Source organism: Kaistia algarum (assembly GCF_026343945.1).
GTDB lineage: Bacteria > Pseudomonadota > Alphaproteobacteria > Rhizobiales > Kaistiaceae > Kaistia > Kaistia algarum.
The window spans coordinates 2,179,544-2,198,444 of the sequence record NZ_JAPKNJ010000001.1 but is presented as its reverse complement, the minus strand read 5'-3'; the positions used below and the strand labels follow the sequence as shown (position 1 = coordinate 2,198,444).

The 18,901-nt window shown below is 64.7% G+C and carries 20 protein-coding genes; 7 read left to right on the top strand and 13 right to left on the bottom strand.

The genetic code is table 11. From position 1 onward, the window contains the following. Positions 1-43 precede the first annotated feature (43 nt). The 6 genes from OSH05_RS10655 to OSH05_RS10630 all read left to right on the top strand — a co-directional run bounded on the left by OSH05_RS10655 (position 44) and on the right by OSH05_RS10630 (position 5,382). Positions 44-424 (top strand): response regulator transcription factor, encoded by a 381-nt coding sequence (locus tag OSH05_RS10655; protein WP_104220769.1) that lies wholly within the window; start codon positions 44-46, stop codon positions 422-424. 358 nt (positions 425-782) lie between these two features. Next, a complete protein-coding gene (locus OSH05_RS10650) occupies positions 783-914 on the top strand; it encodes a hypothetical protein (protein WP_266352179.1) in 132 nt (43 codons plus the stop codon). Between the two features lie 661 nt (positions 915-1,575). After that, on the top strand, positions 1,576-2,673 hold the full coding sequence (locus tag OSH05_RS10645; protein ID WP_104220770.1) for a glycerol dehydrogenase: 1,098 nt from the start codon (positions 1,576-1,578) through the stop codon (positions 2,671-2,673). 33 nt (positions 2,674-2,706) lie between these two features. Then, the gene (locus OSH05_RS10640) at positions 2,707-3,594 is read left to right on the top strand and encodes a transketolase (protein WP_104220771.1); all 888 of its coding nucleotides are present in this window, start codon (positions 2,707-2,709) and stop codon (positions 3,592-3,594) included. A gap of 1 nt (position 3,595) precedes the next feature. Beyond that, entirely contained in the window at positions 3,596-4,576 is a 981-nt protein-coding gene (locus OSH05_RS10635; RefSeq protein WP_104220772.1) for a transketolase family protein, read from the top strand. Between the two features lie 113 nt (positions 4,577-4,689). Continuing rightward, a complete protein-coding gene (locus OSH05_RS10630) occupies positions 4,690-5,382 on the top strand; it encodes an SDR family NAD(P)-dependent oxidoreductase (RefSeq protein WP_104220773.1) in 693 nt (230 codons plus the stop codon). A gap of 10 nt (positions 5,383-5,392) precedes the next feature. Here the strand turns inward: OSH05_RS10630 and OSH05_RS10625 are convergent, their stop codons facing one another. The 11 genes from OSH05_RS10625 to OSH05_RS10575 form a co-directional block, all read right to left on the bottom strand. Then, positions 5,393-6,100 (bottom strand): GntR family transcriptional regulator, encoded by a 708-nt coding sequence (locus OSH05_RS10625; RefSeq protein WP_104220774.1) that lies wholly within the window; start codon positions 6,098-6,100, stop codon positions 5,393-5,395. 73 nt (positions 6,101-6,173) lie between these two features. After that, positions 6,174-7,046, bottom strand: coding sequence for an SMP-30/gluconolactonase/LRE family protein (locus tag OSH05_RS10620; RefSeq protein WP_104220775.1), 873 nt, complete (start codon positions 7,044-7,046; stop codon positions 6,174-6,176). A gap of 27 nt (positions 7,047-7,073) precedes the next feature. Further along, positions 7,074-8,015 (bottom strand): ABC transporter permease, encoded by a 942-nt coding sequence (locus OSH05_RS10615; protein WP_104220776.1) that lies wholly within the window; start codon positions 8,013-8,015, stop codon positions 7,074-7,076. Further along, positions 8,012-9,508 (bottom strand): sugar ABC transporter ATP-binding protein, encoded by a 1,497-nt coding sequence (locus OSH05_RS10610; RefSeq protein ID WP_104220777.1) that lies wholly within the window; start codon positions 9,506-9,508, stop codon positions 8,012-8,014. Before OSH05_RS10610 ends, OSH05_RS10615 begins: the two co-directional genes overlap by 4 nt. Before the next feature lie 40 nt (positions 9,509-9,548). Next, positions 9,549-10,613 carry an ABC transporter substrate-binding protein gene (locus tag OSH05_RS10605; protein WP_165801688.1) on the bottom strand — a complete coding sequence of 355 codons (1,065 nt, stop codon included), beginning with the start codon at positions 10,611-10,613 and terminating at the stop codon, positions 9,549-9,551. A gap of 95 nt (positions 10,614-10,708) precedes the next feature. Further along, positions 10,709-11,689 (bottom strand): ABC transporter permease, encoded by a 981-nt coding sequence (locus tag OSH05_RS10600; RefSeq protein ID WP_104220779.1) that lies wholly within the window; start codon positions 11,687-11,689, stop codon positions 10,709-10,711. Positions 11,690-12,035: 346 nt separating this feature from the next. Continuing rightward, positions 12,036-12,842 carry an ABC transporter permease gene (locus tag OSH05_RS10595; protein WP_104220780.1) on the bottom strand — a complete coding sequence of 269 codons (807 nt, stop codon included), beginning with the start codon at positions 12,840-12,842 and terminating at the stop codon, positions 12,036-12,038. Further along, positions 12,839-13,702: an ABC transporter permease gene (locus tag OSH05_RS10590; RefSeq protein ID WP_165801689.1), complete on the bottom strand. Its 864-nt coding sequence runs from the start codon at positions 13,700-13,702 to the stop codon at positions 12,839-12,841. Before OSH05_RS10590 ends, OSH05_RS10595 begins: the two co-directional genes overlap by 4 nt. Beyond that, the gene (locus OSH05_RS10585; RefSeq protein ID WP_266352176.1) at positions 13,699-14,805 is read right to left on the bottom strand and encodes an ABC transporter ATP-binding protein; all 1,107 of its coding nucleotides are present in this window, start codon (positions 14,803-14,805) and stop codon (positions 13,699-13,701) included. Before OSH05_RS10585 ends, OSH05_RS10590 begins: the two co-directional genes overlap by 4 nt. Positions 14,806-14,883: 78 nt before the next feature. Next, positions 14,884-15,915, bottom strand: coding sequence for an ABC transporter substrate-binding protein (locus tag OSH05_RS10580; RefSeq protein ID WP_266352175.1), 1,032 nt, complete (start codon positions 15,913-15,915; stop codon positions 14,884-14,886). Positions 15,916-16,036: 121 nt separating this feature from the next. Then, positions 16,037-16,813, bottom strand: a complete 777-nt coding sequence (locus OSH05_RS10575; protein ID WP_104220782.1) for an SDR family NAD(P)-dependent oxidoreductase — start codon at positions 16,811-16,813, stop codon at positions 16,037-16,039. Positions 16,814-17,021: 208 nt separating this feature from the next. Here OSH05_RS10575 and OSH05_RS10570 point away from each other — a divergent pair, with 208 nt between their 5' ends. Next, positions 17,022-17,819, top strand: coding sequence for an IclR family transcriptional regulator (locus OSH05_RS10570; RefSeq protein WP_104220783.1), 798 nt, complete (start codon positions 17,022-17,024; stop codon positions 17,817-17,819). A gap of 4 nt (positions 17,820-17,823) precedes the next feature. On the opposite strand, the gene OSH05_RS10565 is transcribed toward OSH05_RS10570, so the two are convergent. After that, on the bottom strand, positions 17,824-18,252 hold the full coding sequence (locus OSH05_RS10565) for a VOC family protein (protein ID WP_104220784.1): 429 nt from the start codon (positions 18,250-18,252) through the stop codon (positions 17,824-17,826). Next, positions 18,252-18,845, bottom strand: a complete 594-nt coding sequence (locus OSH05_RS10560; RefSeq protein ID WP_104220785.1) for an NAD(P)H-dependent oxidoreductase — start codon at positions 18,843-18,845, stop codon at positions 18,252-18,254. Before OSH05_RS10560 ends, OSH05_RS10565 begins: the two co-directional genes overlap by 1 nt. Positions 18,846-18,901 lie beyond the last annotated feature (56 nt).

Sequence of the window (18,901 nt, the reverse complement as noted above, 5' to 3'; positions counted from 1 at the left end):
ATTTGGAAGGGCCAAGCGCATCCGACCGCCCCAAGGACCTGAAGTGCCCCGAACCAGCTGCATAGCCATTGTCGATGACGACGCCTCCGTGCGCGAGGCTACCGGTAGCCTTATCCGCTCATCGGGCCTGGCTGTTCGGACGTTTGGTTCCGCTGTGGATTTTCTTTGCGCGGCCGATCGGGCCTCGATCGACTGTCTCATCACCGACGTCCAGATGGGTCCGATCGGAGGCGTCGAACTCGCGCAAAGACTGCGCGATGAGGGAATGGCGATACCGGTGATCTTCATTACCGCGTTCCCGGACATCCGCATCCGCGAGCGGGCGATGACATCCGGTGCCGCCGGCTTCTTTGCCAAACCCTTCGACGGCCAGCTGCTGCTCGAATGCATCGAGACGGCCCTCCACGGAATTTCCTCGCATTAGGTCAGCCCTCAACGTGCATCGTTCGGCCCGCCAACGGCCGTTGGCGAGTGACGCCCGCCCGCGCTGACCCTTCGTCGGGGCGTCACAAAAATTCCTGCCCGTCCTCAGTTTTCCGTATATTGCATTGCAATTATGGCCAATAAACACCATGTAAAATGCACGATTTCGATCGCTGGAATGAGCGATCTAGATCGGAATTTCTGTTTGGGCCGGCTGGCGTTTATTTCGGCCTCTGATCGGAACGAAATCGACCTCTGGTGAATATCCTTCGGATGGTCCACCATATTTCCTGACGAAATGGGGCTGCCGCTCTGGCGCGGGTCGAGCATTTCCAGCAGCAAGAGCAAGGGAGACCGTGATGGCCAAGGGTCAGAAGCACAGCAATCGCGAAGTTCGCAAGCCGAAGGCGAGCAAGCCAGCGGCGGCGCCAGCGACGGGAAGCCTGCTCACCCGGGGAATCCTGGCGAGCGCCACCGTTCCCAAGAAGTAGCGCGAGGGATCGGACGGTCGATCCGGCACTTCGGAGCCGCCTCGATCGGACCACGCTGCAAACAGCTGGCGTTCAAGCCCGGTCCAGACGAAGCGAAGTCTGTTTCGCTGCCGCGGATGCAGATTCCGCGGTAGAACTATGACTGTTGCGCTTCTGTCTGCGGATCGGGAGATGCGCGATTAAGCTCTATCTTGGACTGTTCGCCGGGAGCGGCATCTTGAAGTGCGACGGCAGCTGGTTGCCCGCGCCGCTCAAGTTTTCAACCGGCGCCTGGTAAGAGGGCCGGCGTGACACGTTCCGTTGAATTGCAGCTCTCGGCCGCGCTGCAAACATCTTCACCTGCGAAAGCGCTGAGTTCCCAACCGATCATCGGTCGTGCGCCCCGAGCCATCCTACAGGTTCTCCAATTTCGCGACCGATCCGTATCGACCAGCTCAGGCACAGCCTGACAGGCTGAACTCGATCGCCTCCGGCGCTGAGCGCTGGGGGCCGCCATTCCAGCCCCTCCCTTGCACCCGATGATACCGCCTCGCTCACGCGGACCGCCACTACACACCGTCGGACATCTTGCGGGTCGCTGTCATCTGGGCTAATAGCACGCATCATATATCATGCATGATTTCTTCCGAGTTGACGCGGAGGGAATGGGAGGAGGCGGGTGATGAGCTTCGTATTCGGAGCTCCGGGGCGCTACGTTCAGGGCCCCGGCATCCTCGATCGGGCTGGAGAGTGGATCGCCGTCTGCGGCAGGCGTGCCATCGTGCTCGCCGACCGGTTTGTGCTCGGCATGATCGAGGCGCGCGTACGTTCCAGCTGCGAACGCGCCGGCGTTGCCGTCCATTTTGAAGCGACGGAAGGCGAGGTGACCGAAGCCGCCATCGCCGATCTCGGAGCGCGCCTCTCCGCCATCGAGGCCGATGTCCTCATCGCGGCCGGCGGCGGGAAATGCATCGATACCGGCAAGGCGATCAGCCATGCGCGCGGCGTCGCCTTCATCTCCCTGCCGACCGTCGCCTCCAACGACGCCCCGACCTCGAAAAACTACGTTGTCTATGACGAGACCCATCAGTTGCTCGAAGTCCGGCACTTGCCGGCGAGCCCGCGCTATGTCGTCGTCGACACGGAGCTGATCGCCGCCGCACCCCGCCCTTTTCTTCTGGCCGGCATCGGTGACGCTCTGACCAAGAAATTCGAGGCCGAGCAGTGCCTTCGGACCGGCGGGACCAACATGTTCGGCGCGCGGCCGTCACTCTCCGGCGTCGTCCTCGCCCGGGAATGCTATACCATCCTGCGTGCCAATGCCGAGGCAGGATTGCGGCTCGCCGGCACGGGCAGGCCGGATGCCGTCTTCGAGCAGTTGATAGAGGCCGTCCTGCTGATGAGCGGCCTCGGCTTCGAGAGCGGAGGCCTTTCCATCGCCCATGCCATGACCCGCGGCCTTTCGAAGGTTCCGGGCGCGCGCGAGGCGCAGCACGGGCTTCAGGTCGCCTATGCGCTGCTGGTCCAGCTCGCGCTCGAAGCGGATCGCGACACCGACTTCTTCGACGATCTCTACGGCTTCTATGACCGGATCGGCCTGCCGAAGACGCTCGCAGCGCTCGGCGCCGACCGCGTCGACGATGACCTTCTGGCGGCCATTGCCGTTCCGACCCTTGCCGCCCCGCACGCCCGCAATTTCGAGCGCCCGCTCGCGGCCGCTGAACTCGTCGCGGCCATGCGCGCCGTCGAGGCCGGCGAGCCGAAGGAGCGTCGCGACTAATTTCCACCGCCGAACTCAACGAGGGAGAAGATCATGTCGTCGCCCGGCGGGCCGTCAGCCCCACACGGTCAGAACGACTTCACGCCGACGGCCGAAACCGTCGCGATGCTGAAGGAGAAGGCGAAGTTCGTTCGCCTCGAGACGATCCGCCTGATCGAGATCGCCAAGACCGGCCATTATTCGTCGGTGTTCTCGGCGGCCGAGATCTTCGCCACGCTTTACTATGACGTGATGAACATACGCCACGGCGAGCCAAAATGGCCGGGCCGCGACCGCTTCCTGATGGGCAAGGGTCATGCAGCCGTCGGCCAGTTCCCCATTCTCGCGGAGCTTGGGTTCTTTCCAAAGGAATGGCTGGACGATTATACCCGCCTCGGCAGCCCACTCGGCGACCATCCCGACATGCGCAAAGTCCCCGGCGTCGACTTCTCGTCCGGCTCGATCGGCCATGCGCTCTCCGGCGGCCTCGGCATGGTGCTCGCGCAGCGCTTTACCGGCGAGACCTATGATGTCTTCGCGCTTCTGGGCGACGGCGAGATGCAGGAAGGCCAGGTCTGGGAAGCCGCGCTCTCCGCTGCCGCCCACAAGGCCTCGCGCCTCATCGCCATCGTCGACCGCAACGGCTACCAGCTCGACGGCAAGGTCGACGATGTCATCGGCATCGAGCCGCTGGACGAGAAATGGCGCGCGTTCGGCTGGGAAGTGCATGTCGTCGACGGCCACGACATCGCCGCACTCACCGAGCTGCTGCGCCGGGTTAAGGCCGATACGGCCCGCGAGAAGCCCTGCTGCATCATCGCAAAGACGCTGAAGGGCAAGGGCGTTTCCTACATGGAGACCGAGCCCGGCTGGCATCTGGGCTGGCTCGACCCTGAGGACGCCAAGCTCGCCATCGCCGAAATCGAAGCCACGGAGATCTGAGATGAGCGGACCGCTTTCCCCGAATTCCTGGCAGTATCGCGAGCTCAATGCGCGCAATCCGGGCCTCGGCTACCTATCCGACGGTCTGATCGAGCTGGTCGAGGCCGGGCATCCGGTCGTCGCCGGCTCGGCGGATCTGCAATATTCAAACGGCCTCAATAAGTTCGCGAAGGCCTATCCCGATCGCTACATCCAGTTCGGCATTTCCGAACAGAACATGGTGACGGCGGCGGCGGGCATGGCGACCTGCGGGCTGACGCCCTTCGTCGCAACCTTCGCCTCCTTCCTAGGGCTGCTCTGCTGCGAGCAAATCCGCATGGACGTCGCCTATTCGGCGCAGCCCGTGCGCCTGATCGGCCACCACACCGGCATCTCGCTCGGCTTCTATGGCACCTCGCACCACGCGACCGAAGACATCGCGACGATGCGCTCGATCGCCGATCTCGCCGTGGTCTCGCCAGCCGACGGACCGCAGTTGCAGGCGGCGATCCGCGCCTCGGCGAACTACGATCTGCCGATCTATTTCCGCATCTCTCGTGGTCGCGATCCGATCGTCTACGACAAGGATGTCGTGTTCGAATTCGGCAAGGCCGTCGAACATATCGAAGGCGAGGAACTGACCATCATCGCCTGCGGCATGGCCGTGCATGGCGCGATCGAGGCCGCGAGGAAGCTGAATGCCGCGGGACGCTCGGTCGGCGTCATCGACATGGCCTCGATCAAGCCGCTCGACCGCGACGCCATCCTGCGCGCCGCCGGCCGCTCGAAGCGGATGATGACCGTCGAGGAACACAACGTCATCGGCGGTCTCGGCGCAGCCGTCGCCGAGGTGCTGGCCGACGAAGGCGCCGGAGTGAAGCTGCTCCGCCACGGCATCTATGACGAATACAGCCTGATCGCCCCGCCGACGCATCTCTATGCGCATTACAAGCTCGACGCCGCCGGCATCGAGGAGATGGCGCTGAAAGCCATGCAGGCCTGACGGCAGGTCGGCCTGTCCGCCATTGGCGCGGCCAGGATAATCGGGCAAGGATCGGGCGCCCTCGCAGGCGGGTGGTGGCACTCGCCTGCCGAGGTTTGGAGGAGGAGGACTTCATGAAGACGGCAGTCGTAACCGGCGGCGGGACCGGCATCGGGCTCGCAACCGCGACTCTTCTGGCGGCGCGGGGCTATGCGGTGATCGCGGCCGGGCTGGAGCACGAGGACGAATTGCCGGAGGGGGTGACCTTCGTCGAGACGGACGTCACCAGCGCCGCCTCGCTCGACGCCGCCATGGCGCGTGCCGGCGACGAGATCACCGGTCTCGTCAACTGCGCCGGCATCTTGCGGCATGAGCGCGAATGGCAGCCGGAAGATTTCGCCAAGGTGTTGGAGATCAATCTGACGGCCGTGCTTGGCAGTTCCAATGCCGCGCTGTCCCGCCTCGAAAAGGCCGGCGGTGCCATCGTCAACATCGCCTCGATGTGGAGCTATTTCGGCAGCGCCGGGGCGCCCGGCTATGCTGCCAGCAAGGGCGGCGTCGTCTCGCTGACGAAATCGATGGCCGTGGCCTGGGGCGCGCGCGGCGTGCGCGTCAATGCAGTCGCCCCCGGCTGGATCGAGACGCGCATGTCGGCGCGGGCCAAGAACGATCCGGAGCGCGGACCTCGCATCACCGGCCGCATTCCGATGGGTCGCTGGGCACCCCCGAGCGAGGTGGCATCGGTGATTGCGTTCCTGCTCTCGCCCGATGCGTCCTATGTGACCGGCGCGGTGATACCGGTCGATGGCGGCTATTCATCGGCCTGAGGCCGGGCCGTCATCGCTTCGACTTCTTCGCCTCGCGCTCGGCGCGCTCCGCCTCGGCCTCTTCCTGTTCGAGCATCCGCACCAGCACTTCGCTCCAGCGGATGTCGTCCTGCATCGCGAGCTTGGCTGCGTCCGGATCGTGGCGCTTCAGGGCCGCGATGAAGTCATGGTGCTTGTGCTCGTCGCCCGTCAGCTGGCGCACCGGAATCCGTTCGTGGAAAATCCGCAGGAACGGCCCCATCAGCACCCACATATTCTCGCAGATGCCCTCCACGATCGGCATGCCGGCAATATGCAGGATGGCGAAATGGAATTCGCGATTGATGCGCGCCGCCTCGGATGAGGAAGTCGCCGCCGCCTTGATGAAGGCCGCATTGATCCGCTCGAATTCGGCTATGTTTTCGGCGGTCGCGATCTCGCCGACCCGGTAGGCGGCAACACCCTCCAATTCGACACGGATGCGCTGGATCTCACGCAGATCCGCCGGTCCCATCCGGGGTACCTGTACCGAGGTAGCGGCCCGTACCTCCAGGGCACGCTCGCTGACGAGGCGGAAGATCGCTTCGCGCACCGGCGTGATGCTCGTCCCGTATTCCTCGGCGACCGTCGAGATCGTCAGTCGCTGGCCGGGCGCGAACTGCCCCTCCATCAGCGCCGCGCGGAGGCTGCTATAGAGCTGCGAAGAGAGATTCTCGCGCGATACGGGTTTGACGGCCATTCTCTCGCTCCTCGCGACTCGATTTCCAGATTAGCCGGTTATGGCCAATCCGCACGCGCATTCGATGCGGTGATCAGCCGCCGAAGCGCGTTTCCGGCAAGCCGCGGACGCCGAGGCCGGTAATGGCGAAGAGACTCCCAGCCTGCGGGCCCGTCTCGACCACGCCCGGTACCGGCGCCGTCTTCATCGACGTGACGTACAGCGTGTCGAATTCGGGGCCGCCGAACATCACGGAGGTCACGCAAACGATCGGCATGTCGATCGTGCGGTCGAGCGTCCCGTCGGGCGCGAAGCGATGCAGCTTGCTCTTGTAGACGCCGGCGCTCCAGACATAGCCCTCGGCGTCCACAGTGGCGCCATCCGGCAGGCCGTCCTCCTCGCCGAACAGCACGAAGCGCCTCTTATTGGCGACGGCGCCCGTCGCAAGGTCGTAGTCATAGGCCCAGATCGCGCGGGAACGACTGTCGGCGAAGTAGAAGATCGATCCGTCCGGGCTCCAGCACGGGCCGTTGGAGACGACGATGCCGCTGTCGATCTCCGTGATCGAGCGGTCGGTGCCAACGCTGTAGAGCTTGCCGTCGGCGCTGGCCTCCGTGATGTCCATGCTGCCCGATACATAGCGGCCGCGCTTGTCGACCTTGCCGTCATTGACGCGGATATTCGGACCCGCCCGGTCGACCAGCCCGACGAGTTCCGTGGCGCCGGCGGCAAAATCGAAGAAATAGAAGCCGTCCGCTAGGGACAGGATCGCGCCGCCATCCTTGCGAAGCGCCATGGAGCCGATTTTCTGTGGGACATCCCAGATCTCGACCTCGCCGCCCGTCGCTGTCGCACGGAAGATCTTTTGGCCATAGCTGTCGATCCAGTAGAGCCGCTGCTCGGCGACGTCCCAGAGCGGGCCCTCGCCGAGTATCGTGTTGCAGTCGACGATCGCTTCGATCTTCATCTTGTTGGCCTCCCTCTGGAAATAAATCTACAGCCCAGGCGACGACCGCCGGTGGGCGCTCACCGCGGCAACGAGCAGCGCACCCTTGATCAGCATCTGGAAGTGCGACGACACATTCCAGAAATTGAGCCCATTGGCGAGCAGGGCCAGCACGGCGACGCCGGCAACCGATCCGCCGATACTGCCCATGCCGCCCGAAAGCAGCGTGCCGCCAAGCGCCGTCGCGGCGACGGAATCGATCGCGAAGGCGACGCCGACCAACGGGTCGCCGCTGGCGATCCGCGCGGCGAGATTGATGCCGCCGAGGCAAGCGAAGAGCGAACACAGCACATAGCAGGCGCCGATGATCCGCGCCGACCGCACACCGCCCAGCTCCGCGTTCTCCGCCGAGCCACCGACGGCATAGACATGCAGGCCGAACCGCGTCCGGTTCACGAGCGCGGAGGCGATCAGAACGAGCAGGACCATCGCATAGATCGGCAGCGGCAGGCCGAGCAGCGTGCCATTGGCATAGCGCACGAAGATGTCCGGGACCTCGCCGCCCGGGATCGGCCGGATCATCAGCGCCGCGCCCTGGACGACGGTCATGGTGCTGATCGTCATCAGGATCGGGTGGATGCGGAATTGTACGATGCCGACCGCATTGGCGAGGCCGACACCGAACGCTGCCACGAGGGCCAGCAGTGCCCCCGCAATCGGCGGCAAGCCCAGGCTGAGGATCGCCGTCGTCAGGCTGACTACCGATCCGACCGAAAGATCGAAGCCGCCGGACAGGATCACCAGCGTCTGACCGAGCGTGACGGACATGACGCTCGATTGCTGGTTCAGCAGGTTGACGATGTTCTGTGCCGTGAACGCCGCCGGCGTGGTGACGGCGAGGCCAACCGCCAGAAGGACGGCCAGACCGATCGCCGGCCAGGCCGAGCGGCGGCGCGCTGGGCCGGCAAGACTCGAGGTGAGGAGGCTCATGGCATTTCCCCATAGATCGCCGCGCGCATGACCTTGTTCTCGGTCGCCTCCGCCGCCGGCAGGCTACCGACGGTTGCCCCGTCGCGCAGCACGACGATGCGGTCGCAGAGGCCGATCAGCTCAGGCAATTCGCGCGAGGTGGCGAGCACCGGTATGCCGCTGTCGGCGAGTTGCCGCAGCAGCGCGTAGATCTCCGCCTTGGCGCCGATGTCGACGCCGCGCGTCGGCTCCTCGCAGATCAGCATGCGGATGTCGCGGACCAGCCAGCGGGCGAGCAGCGCCTTCTGCTGGTTGCCGCCGGAGAGATCGCCGATCGGCTGGCCGGGATCGCGAAGGCGGATCGAGAGCTTGCGGATCTGCTCCAGCATCGGCGCCCGCGCGTCGGGCGCGAATTGTGCCAACGGCAGGCCGGGCAGCAGGCCGGCGACGATGTTGCGGTCAACGCCCAGCGAGAGATAGAGCCCCTCGGATTTGCGATCCTCCGGGATCAACCCGAGACCGGCCGCGATCCCGCCGGCAGCGCTCGAATGCCGGATCGGTTTGCCGTCGAAGCGAATGGAGCCCGCACGGAGCTTGTGGCCTTCGAACAGCGCTCGGGTGATCTCGATCTGGCCATGGCCCTCGAGCCCGGCAAGGCCCACGATCTCGTGACGGCCGACGCTGAAATTCACCGGCCCCTTGAGGCCGGGCGCGGCAACGCCCTCGAAAGCGACGACCGGCGCCTGCTGCCCGGCTGGAATGGCGGAACGCGGCGGGAAAAGCTGGTCGAGATTGCGCCCGACCATGGCCGCGACCAGTTCATCGGAGCTGATCTTCGCCGTCTCATAGCTGCCGACATACTGCCCGTCCTTCAGCACCGTCACGGTGCCGCAGAGCGCGAAGATCTCCGGGAGGCGATGCGAGACGTAGAGGATGCCCTTGCCGGCGACCTGAAGTTCGCGAATGAGGGCGAATAGCCGCTCCGCCTCGCGATCGCCGAGGGCCGCGGTCGGCTCGTCGAAGACGAACACGTCCGCCTCGCGCATGACGCCCTTGGCGATCTCGACCATCTGCTGCTCGGCAACGCCGAGCGTGCCGGTCAGCCGTTCCGGATCGAGGGAGAGGCCGAGCCGCTCCAGTACCGTCCGGCTTTCCCGCGCCATCGCCTTGCGGTCGATGAAGCCGAAGCGCGTCCGGGGTTCGCGGCCGAGATAGAGGTTCTCGGCCACGGAGAGGTTAGGCAGGAGGATGAACTCCTGGAAGATGGTCGACACGCCCGCTTCGCTGGCCTGCTCCGCGTGACGCCAGCTGACGTCACGGCCCTTGAAGCGCAGCTGGCCCGATGTCGGCGGGAAGACGCCGGCAATCGTCTTCATCAGCGTCGACTTGCCGGCGCCGTTCTCGCCCAGGACGGCATGCACACTGCCGGCCTCGAGCTTGAGCGAGACGCCGGCAAGCGCCTTGACGCTGCCGAAGCTCTTGTGGATGTCGACCGCTTCCAGGAGCAGGTTCATCGTCCCAACCGGTATCGTTCCATCGACGGACTTTCGACGTCTACTTGGCGTAGATCTTCTTCAGGACATCGTCCGGAAGGCTGGAGCCGACCCAATAGGAATCGTTGAGATCCGGCCGGTAGTATTTGGCGATGTCGGCCTTCTGGATCGGGTCGGGATTGAGGACGTAATCGACAGCGATCGGCTCGCCCTTGAGCGCCCGGACACCGGCGATGACGGCCTGCTGGCCAAACCAGGTCGGATATTGCGGAGCGACCGTGTTCAGGTCCATCTCCTGCCAGATGCGCAGGAAGCCGTTATTGCCCTCCCCGGTCATCGGCACGAGCGTCAGCCCGTTCTCCTTCATCACCTCGGCGCAAGCCTGCGTCATCGCGCCGCCCGACGACCAGATGCCGTCGATTTCGGGATGCGCGACGATCAGCGATTCGCAGACCTGTTTGCCCTTGTCATAGGCCCAGTCGCCGAAGGCCGTATCGATGACCTTGATGCCGGCCGCGTTGAACACTTCCTCGGCGGCGGCCCAGCGATCATTGTCGATCGAATTGCCGGAGATGCCGCGAATGCCGATGATGTTGCCCTTGCCGCCGAGCGCCTTCGCCAGATATTCCGCGCCCGCCTTGCCGAAGAAGCGGTCGTCGCCCAGGATCTTGCTGGTGTATTTCTGCGGATTGGCCTTCGAGGCGAACAGGATGACGGGGATGCCGCTGGCATAGGCCTTGTCGAGCACGCCGTTCAGCGCCGTCTCGGAGCCGGGATCGACCAGCAGCGCATCGACGCCGCGCGCCAGCAGATCCTCGATATCGGACACCTGCTTGCTGACATTACCGCCGGCATCGGTAACGACGAGTTCGGCGATCTCGGGATGCTGCGTCGCCTCATATTTCGCCTCTTCGATCATCTGGACGCGCCAGGTGTTGACGAGCGAGATATTGCTGAGGCCGATGACGAACTTGTCCTTTTTTGAAGGCGGCAGCTTGACCTCGGCCGACCCCTGAACCGGCTTGAGACCGGGGTTGAAATCGAGACCGGCGGCCGAGGCCGGACCGGCGATGCCGACGGCGACGAGCGCACTCGCTCCGAAGAGCGCGGCTATCCATGTCTTCATCCACTCACTCCCTTGCTGGATGACATTGTCTTCAGCGCCGCATGCGCGACGTTGCTTCCGGTGCCGGCCCAGCCGGCATCGAATTTCGGAGAGGCTCATCGGCGTCGATGCGCGGCCAGACCCGCGGCACCGGCGACGATCAGGCCCTGGATCACGAGCTGCATTGGCTGGGCGACGCCCATGCCGCGCAGCAGATTGCCGAGATAGGTGATGACGAGCGCGCCGGCGATGACGCCCAGAACGCCGCCGCGGCCACTGCCGAACGAGGTGCCGCCAAGGACGACGGCGGCCAGCGAGGCGAGAACGAGGTCGCTACCCAGATTGAGCGTGCCCGTGCCGATGTAGCCGGTGAGAACGATACCGGCGATACCGGCGATTGCCCCCGAGGCGACATGAGCGAAGACCAGCGTCTTGCCGACGGGCAGGCCACCGAGCCGAGCCGCGAAATAATTGGCGCCGAGCGCCTGCAATTCCCGGCCAATCACCAGCTTTGCCAGCGTGAAGGCGACAAGCGCCGCGACGGCCAGCCAGACAAAGGCGGCGATCGGAAAGAGGCCGAGCCGCCCCGTTGCGAGCCAGCGCACCACCGGCTGCACCTGCCCGCCGGGCGCGCCGCCGCTGACGACATAGGAAAGCCCGATCAGCACGATCGAGACGCCGAGCGTGATGATCACCGCCGAGGCGCGGAGGCGCGCGATAAAGAAAGCGTTGGCCGCGCCGACCGCGGTGCCGAGCAGAACAGGCATCGCCAGCGACATCCACGGTGCGCCTGCGGCGAAGAGCCGGTGCGCGAGCAGGACATTGACGAGCGCGATGACGCCACCGACTGACAGGTCGATCGAGCGGCCGATCACGGTGAGGCTCTGACCGATGGCGACGAGGCCGAGCGGCACCGCCTGGCGAAGCACGATCAGCAGGAAGGGCAGACTCAGGGCCTTAGGCTGGAAGACCGCCGAGGCGATCAGCAGGCCTGCCAACGCCGGATAGGCCGGCACCGAGACAGCGGCGAAGAACAGGCCGCGGACGCTCCGGGCTATTCCCGACGGGAACCGCCTCTGAACGACTTCAGCCGCCATCCTGCCAGCCTCCCCTACCCGTCCGTCAAGGCGGACGCCATTTCGCGGATCTTGTCCGGCATCGCCGGCCCCCGCTCTTCTCCCGCTATCCGACTATACGGGGGCTCCACCGCCGTCAAGCATGATGCATCATGTATGATATGAGCGATGATACGGCGTCGTGCCGCGCGATACGGCCGGCGGAACGAGCTAACGGCCTCTCCCGCGCCGTGTAATCGCCGACGAGTGGCCGCTGCTGGATGATGAGGGTGACGCGCCACAAGCCGTTGGCGCCAGGAAGCGATCGGATCGCTCGGGTGAGACCGGCTTGTCCAGCCTGTGGCGCCGATGCGCCCGCCGGGCACGCTCAGACTTCGGCGCCGACCTTGAGCAGATCCTTAGGGATCAGGAAGCGGACGGCGGCGAGGCAGAGCAGCGTCGTAAAGGCGAGGATGACCGCGACGAGGGCGTTGATGTCCGGCGCGAAGCCGAGGCGCATCATCGCCCAGAGCCGTACTGGCAGCGTGCTCTGCGTGCCGGTGAGGAGAAGCGTGATCATCGTCTCGTCAAAGGAGAGGGCGAAGGCAAGGATCGCTCCGCCGATGATCGAGCTGGAGAGGTTCGGCAGCAGGATGCGGATGAAGGTCTGCCACCCACTGGCGCCCAGATCATAGGAAGCCTCGATCAGCGAGGGGCTCAGCGATTGCAGCCGCGTCAGGATCGTGCGGTAGACGAGCGCCAGGACGAACACCGTATGGCCGATCACGACCGTGATGAGGCTGCGCTCGAACTCGATCTCGCGGAAGAAGATCAGCAGCGACAGGCCGGTGATGATCGGCGGCATCAGGAAGGGCAGGAAGATCACGAATTGGAGGACGGCACGGGCGCGGCCGGTGCCCGAATGATAATAGAGCGCCAGCACAGTCCCCATCGCGACGGAGAGGACCACTGCCGATAGGCCGACGACCAGCGTCGTCGTGAGCGCGCTCAAAATGTCCTCGTTCGTGGCGAGCGCGACATAGGCCGAGAAGGTCGGCTGCGACCAGTCGACGAGGCCATGCTGGACAAGAAACAGCGACGAGACGATCGGCACGAGGATCGGTCCATAGAGCAGGACAAAGACGAGGGCGGTGATCAGGCCGAGCGGCCAGAGGGCGCGGCGGTTCTCCATCATCCGCGCCTCTTTCTGCCGTCAAAGCGGGAGCCCAGGCTCATCGCCACGATGACGACGACGGCGAGGATCACCGACAGCGCCGCGCCGAACGGCCAGTTATAGGCCGTGCCGAACTGGCTGTAGATGATGCGCCCGAAGGTGAAACCGCTCTGGCCGCCGACCATCTGCGGAGTCAGGAAATCGCCGATCGCCAGCACGAACACGAAGCTCAACGCCGAAGCGACGCCTGGCAGGCTGAGCGGGAACGTGACCCGCCAGAAGGTCTGCGCCGCGCTGGCGCCGAGATCAGCGGAGGCCTGCTTCAGCGCCGCCGGCACGCGCTCGAGCGCCAGGAACAAGGGCAGCACTGCATAGGGGATGAGGAGCAGCGTCAGGGTCAGCAGGACGGCGTTCAGATTGAAGACGAAGAAGGTCAGGGGCTTGTCGATGATGCCGAGGCCGATGAGCGCGCGGTTGAGGAAGCCGTTGCCGCCGAGGATGGCACGGATCGAATAGATCTTGATCACGTAGCTCATCAGCAGCGGCACAAGCAGCAGCATCAGGACGAGATAACGCTGCCGTCCCCGCAGCTGGGTCAGGAAATAGGCAACCGGATAACCGATGAGGACCGTGATGAGGGCCACGGCGAAGCAGAGCGCCACGGTGCGCCAGAAAACCGGCAGGAAGACCGGATCGGCGAAGAAGCGGATATAGTTCACCAGCGTCAGCGTGAATTTCATCTCGCCGTGATCGACGCTGAAGAACGAATAGACGAGAAAGGTCGCAAGCGGCAGGACGATGAAGAACACCGGCAGCGCGTAGGCCGCCGAGGCGACCGCGAGCGGCCGCAACCTGTCCGGACCGGCGCGTTCCGTGCTCACGCCAGCACCAGGCGCGTATCGCGAACGCGGAAGGCGAAGGTCGCCGGCTCACCCTCCTGTAACGGCGCGCCCTCGACCCGGCTCGCCAGACGCATCTTGATAGGAACGGCCGATCCGTCGCCGCCCGGAAGAAGCGTCGCCATCGTCGAGGCGCCGCCAAAGGCAAGGCGGCCGATATGACCCGTAACACCATTCCCGGATTCACTCGGCCCGCCCACCCTGAGCGTCTCCGGCCGGAACACGGCAAAGGCACGCGCACCCGCCGGAGCCGATGCGATCTCCGGCTGACCGTCGATCGCGCAGAGGAGACGACCGAGCGCGGTGTCGATCGCACGGACATCGCCTTCGACGGCGCCCAGCGTGCCGGCGATCAGATTGTTCTCGCCAAAGAAACGGGCGACGAATTCCGATGTCGGCTTATAATAGACCTCATGCGGCGATCCGAGCTGCTCGATCTGGCCGGCACTCATGACGCAGATGCGATCGGCCATGGCGATCGCCTCTTCTTGGTCGTGGGTGACGAACAGGAAGGTGGTGCGGATCTCGCTCTGCACCGACTTCAGGAAGCTCTGCATCTGGCGCCTGAGCTCTACATCGAGCGCGGCCAGAGGCTCGTCGAGCAGCACGAGGCGCGGCCGGCAGATGATGGCGCGGGCGAGCGCCACGCGCTGGCGCTGGCCGCCGGAAAGCTGCGCCGGATAGCGCTTGCCGAACGCGCCGAGCTGGACGAGTTCGAGCGCCTCGGGAACGCGCCGCGCGATCTCTGCCTTCGGCGTGCCGCGCACGGAGAGGCCATAGGCGACATTCGCCTCGACCGTCAGGTGCGGAAACAGCGCGTAGTCCTGGAATACCGTGTTGAACGGCCGCTTATTAGTCGGCACACGGCTGATGTCGGCGCCGTCGAGCAGGATCTGTCCGCCGCTCGGCGCGGTAAAGCCGCCGATCATCCGGAGGATCGTGGTCTTTCCCGATCCGGACGGCCCGAGAATGGTGATGAACTCGCCATCCCGGACAGCCAGATCGACGCTGTGAAGAATAGCCGTCGAGCCGTAGGACTTCGTCACGGAACGCAATTCGAGAAGGATGCGCGGATCGGTCATCATTGTCCGTTTGTATAGACAAATGGGTCCGGCTATGGCCGGACCCAGATCCTATGAAGCTTCAGCCGAAGCGAACCGGGATCAGGGGGCTGCCTTGATCTCGTTCCACAAGTCAGAGCGCTTCAGCGGATCCTCGACCTGCTCGAGCCAGACGAGCTTGTCGTTCGGATTGGCGCTGCCGGTGTCGACCACCGTATTGCCGAAGCCGGTACGCTCCGAAAGCTGGCCGCTGATCTTCTTCTGCAGGACGAAATTGACCCACTTCTCGGCGGCATCCTTGTTCTGGACCCCACTGGTCATCGTCCAATTGTCGAGCCAGGCGAGCGCGCCCTCCTTCGGATTGATATAGGCGACATGGGCACCGATCTTCTGCAGCGCCTTGACCTGCTGCTGGCCGTAGTTGGCCCAGATCAGCGCGACATCGTTGTTCTGGTAGATCTGCTGCGCCTCGTCGGCGGTCGTATAGAAGGAGAGGACGTTCGGCTTCAGCGCGATCAGCTTGTCCTTGACCTGCTGCATCTGCGCGTCGCTGAGATGGAACGGGTTCTCGATGCCGAGCGTCAGCGCGGTGAAGGAGAAATTATGCTCGCCATTGTCATAGGCGAGCACCTTGCCCTGATATTTCGGATCCCACAGGACATCCATGCCGGTCGGGGCCGGGTTCACCTTGTCGGTGTCGTAGATCAGGCCGATCGAATCGAAGCAGAACGGAATGCCGTAGATTTTGCCGTCGCGGCTGTCACCGGTGATCTTGGTGATATCGGCGAAGCGCGGCAGCACGTCCTTCTGGTTCGGGATTTTGTCGAGGTCGAACGGCGTGACCAGCTTCGCGTCGATATAGCGCTGCAGCTGGGCCGTATTGACCGCGAAGAGGTCGAAGTCCTTGCCCTCGCTGCCCTTGATCTTGGCCCAGATCTCATCATCGCTGCCGATGAAGACGACGTTGACGTCGATGCCGGTTTCCTTCTCGAAATCGGCCACCCAATCCTTGTCGGCATAGCCTTCCCAGGCCAGGATCCGCAGCGACTCGGCCGATGCGGCCGATGCCCAGAGCCCAGCCGCCAACGCGGCTGCGGTCACAAGGCCGCGACTGGCCTTTGCAAAATCGATCACGACGGTTCTCCTCTGGTTGGTTCTTGTCGTTCGTTCCAGCTTCCGGCGGTCGGACCGCCGGATGAAGGCAAAGCTTGGACGGATCCCTATCCCGTCCTCCGCTTCACCAATCGCTTCGCTCTCAGACCCAGCCGCCATCGACGATGAACGGCTGCGACGTGCACATGCGGCTGTCATCGGCGGCGAGGAACAGGGCCATGCGGGCAATGTCAGAAGGCTGCAGCCGGTCGGCCAGGCACTGGCGCTCGGCAATCTGCCGCTCGCCATCGGCGTTCAGCCACAACGTCATCTGCCGCTCGGTCATGACCCACCCCGGAATCATGCAGTTGACCCGGATGCGCTCGGGGCCAAACTCGCGCGCCAGCGCCCGCGTCATGCCGGTGATCGCGGCCTTGCTCGTCACATAAGCCGGACAATCGGCATCGCCGACCATCCAGGTGATCGAGCCGAAATTCACGATCGAGCCGCCGCCGGCCTCACGCATCTGCGGGCGCACAGCCTGCGCGGCGAAGAACTGGTGGCGCACATTGACCGCCATCCGGTCGTCCCAATAGGCGACCGTGACGTCCTCAGTGCGGTGGCGATCGTCATTGCCGGCATTGTTGAGCAGAACGCGGATCGGTCCGTGCCGGTCGCGGGTCGTGGCGATCGCCGCCTGCAGCGCCTCGATATCGCGCAGATCGCAGGGGATGAAATCGGGGGCCGCATGGCCGGCCGCGGCGATCCGGTCCACGAGCGCGCGCGACGGCGCCTCGGCAATGTCGACGAAACTCACCCGCGCGCCCTGCGCGGCGAAATGTTCGACGAGGCTGGCGCCGATGCCGCTTCCCCCGCCGGTGACGAAGACGACCCGACCCTTCAAGCTCGGATAGCGCGCGTTCTCGAAGTCCGTATCCATGCCGTCCATCCCGCCCGAAGCAACCGAAACAGGGAACCCGGCGAGGCCGTCCGCCAACTTTTGGCCACCGCGATCGTCACACCGATATGCCCGCTTGTTTCGTATTGCAAAACAGTGTTTTGTATAGCAATACGCTACGCCGCTTCAATTGGGGTGTCAATCGAGCCGGCTGGCGGCGATCCATCCCGAAATTCGGCCGGAGAATCGGATGACGGACGAGAGCTATCGGGTTCAGAGCCTTGGGCGGGCGCTCGACGTGCTCGAACTCGTGGCATCGGCCGGACGGGAGGGCGCCCGCCTGACCGATCTCGCATTGGGCGCGTCGCTGTCGAAAGCCGCGACCTACGCCATCCTGCAAACTCTCCTGGCGCGAGGACTGGTGGCCGATACCGGCGACGGCATGGCCCGCCGCTACCGGCTGGGCATGACCATGGTCCGGCTGGGCGATCTCGCGATCGCCAACATCGCGCTGGCCGATCTCGCCATGCCGGAGCTGCGCGATTTGACGCAGCTTCTGGCGATGACGTCACGCGTGGCGATCCTGGATGACGGCTTTGCCGTTGTGGTGGGACGCGTCGACGCGCCCGGTGCGGTTCGCTTCGACGCTGCGCTCGGAAGGCGCGAGCTGCCGCATTGCTCGGGCGTCGGCAAGGCCATGCTGGCGGCGCTGTCGCGCGAGACGGCGCTCAATATCCTGCAGCGAACCGGCATGCCAAGGCGCACGCCGAGCACGATCACGGACCTCGCCGCGATGGACGCGGAATTGGGCCGGATCGCGGAGCGACGCTATGCAACGGATGACGAGGAGGACAATGAGGGCGTCCTCTGCGTCGCCACCTCGATTTTCGACCGCGCCGGCCAAGTCGTCGGCGCGATCAGCGTGACCGGCTTGAAGCAGGTCGTGGGCAGCAGTGCCATTCCGGCGCTGGCCGAGGCGGTCATCGCCGCCGCCGATCGCATCGCGCAGAGCCTTGGCGGGCTGCCTTCCGCCGAGGCATGGCGCTAGCGCCTTACTTCGCGAAGATCTGGCTCATATCGGCGAAGGCCTTGAATTCCAGCGCATTGCCGGCCGGATCGAAGAAGAACATCGTCGCCTGCTCGCCGACCTGGCCCTTGAAGCGGATATAGGGCTCGATCACGAACTTGACGTTCGCTGCCTTCAGCTTCTCGGCGAGGGCCTCCCATTCCGGCATTTCCAGCACGACACCGAAATGCGGCACGGGCACGTCGTGACCGTCAACCGGATTGTGGTGCGGGCCGGTCTCGCCTTCGGCCTTCGGCTTGTAATGGGCAACGATCTGGTGCCCGAACAGGCTGAAATCGATCCAATGGTCAGAGCTGCGGCCCTCCTCGCAGCCGAGCAGTTCGCCATAGAAGGCGCGGGCTGCCGGCAGATCGTCGACGGGGAAGGCGATATGGAAGGGCGTGAGAGTAGCCATCAGGCGGTTTCCCGGTTGGAGGGGTGCGTTTCAAAAGAAGAGGCAGCATAGGGCGGGGCGAGCAGGCGATCGACCTCGTCCATCGCCAGTTGAATCCTATTGCGGAAGGCGAGGCTCCCCGGCCTTCCGTCGATGAAGTCGGACGCAGTCGCATAGACGCCGGTCGGGACCGTATGCGTCATGAAGAAGCTCATCAAAGGCCGCAACTGATATTCGATCGCCAGTGTATGGCGATCGCTGCCGCCGGTCGCGGCGAGCAGAACCGTCTTGCCCATCAGCGAGGCGGGTTCAAGCAGATCGAAGAAATGCTTGAGCAGCCCGGAATAGCTGCCCTTGTAGATCGGCGTGCCGATCACGAGCACGTCCGCCGCCAGAATCCCACGAACGAGATCGCGGGCGGCGGGATCGAGCGAGCCCAGGCTCGTCGACGATCCTAGCGAAGGGCCGAGATCGACGAGGTCGATGGCCCGCCATGGCATGCGGTGGCGCTCGCCGATCGAGCGCGCGATCTCCTCAACCAGCGCAAAGGTCTTGGACGGGCGCGTGATGTTACCGCTGATGCCGACGACGCGGTGTGTCGATGGTCCGGCCATGCGATCTCCTGCTCGTTCGAGAGACGCCCACGCCACCAAGGCGCGGGCTTCGCAAT

Coding starts and splice junctions, on each gene's coding strand:
- OSH05_RS10635 (WP_104220772.1), top strand. CDS start 3,596: ATGAGCGGACCGCTTTCCCCGAATTCCTGGCAGTATCGCGAGCTCAAT.
- OSH05_RS10610 (WP_104220777.1), bottom strand. CDS start 9,508: ATGAACCTGCTCCTGGAAGCGGTCGACATCCACAAGAGCTTCGGCAGC.
- OSH05_RS10620 (WP_104220775.1), bottom strand. CDS start 7,046: ATGAAGATCGAAGCGATCGTCGACTGCAACACGATACTCGGCGAGGGC.
- OSH05_RS10600 (WP_104220779.1), bottom strand. CDS start 11,689: ATGGCGGCTGAAGTCGTTCAGAGGCGGTTCCCGTCGGGAATAGCCCGG.
- OSH05_RS10570 (WP_104220783.1), top strand. CDS start 17,022: ATGACGGACGAGAGCTATCGGGTTCAGAGCCTTGGGCGGGCGCTCGAC.
- OSH05_RS10605 (WP_165801688.1), bottom strand. CDS start 10,613: ATGAAGACATGGATAGCCGCGCTCTTCGGAGCGAGTGCGCTCGTCGCC.
- OSH05_RS10625 (WP_104220774.1), bottom strand. CDS start 6,100: ATGGCCGTCAAACCCGTATCGCGCGAGAATCTCTCTTCGCAGCTCTAT.
- OSH05_RS10565 (WP_104220784.1), bottom strand. CDS start 18,252: ATGGCTACTCTCACGCCCTTCCATATCGCCTTCCCCGTCGACGATCTG.
- OSH05_RS10585 (WP_266352176.1), bottom strand. CDS start 14,805: ATGATGACCGATCCGCGCATCCTTCTCGAATTGCGTTCCGTGACGAAG.
- OSH05_RS10630 (WP_104220773.1), top strand. CDS start 4,690: ATGAAGACGGCAGTCGTAACCGGCGGCGGGACCGGCATCGGGCTCGCA.
- OSH05_RS10560 (WP_104220785.1), bottom strand. CDS start 18,845: ATGGCCGGACCATCGACACACCGCGTCGTCGGCATCAGCGGTAACATC.
- OSH05_RS10595 (WP_104220780.1), bottom strand. CDS start 12,842: ATGATGGAGAACCGCCGCGCCCTCTGGCCGCTCGGCCTGATCACCGCC.
- OSH05_RS10575 (WP_104220782.1), bottom strand. CDS start 16,813: ATGGATACGGACTTCGAGAACGCGCGCTATCCGAGCTTGAAGGGTCGG.
- OSH05_RS10650 (WP_266352179.1), top strand. CDS start 783: ATGGCCAAGGGTCAGAAGCACAGCAATCGCGAAGTTCGCAAGCCGAAG.
- OSH05_RS10640 (WP_104220771.1), top strand. CDS start 2,707: ATGTCGTCGCCCGGCGGGCCGTCAGCCCCACACGGTCAGAACGACTTC.
- OSH05_RS10645 (WP_104220770.1), top strand. CDS start 1,576: ATGAGCTTCGTATTCGGAGCTCCGGGGCGCTACGTTCAGGGCCCCGGC.
- OSH05_RS10615 (WP_104220776.1), bottom strand. CDS start 8,015: ATGAGCCTCCTCACCTCGAGTCTTGCCGGCCCAGCGCGCCGCCGCTCG.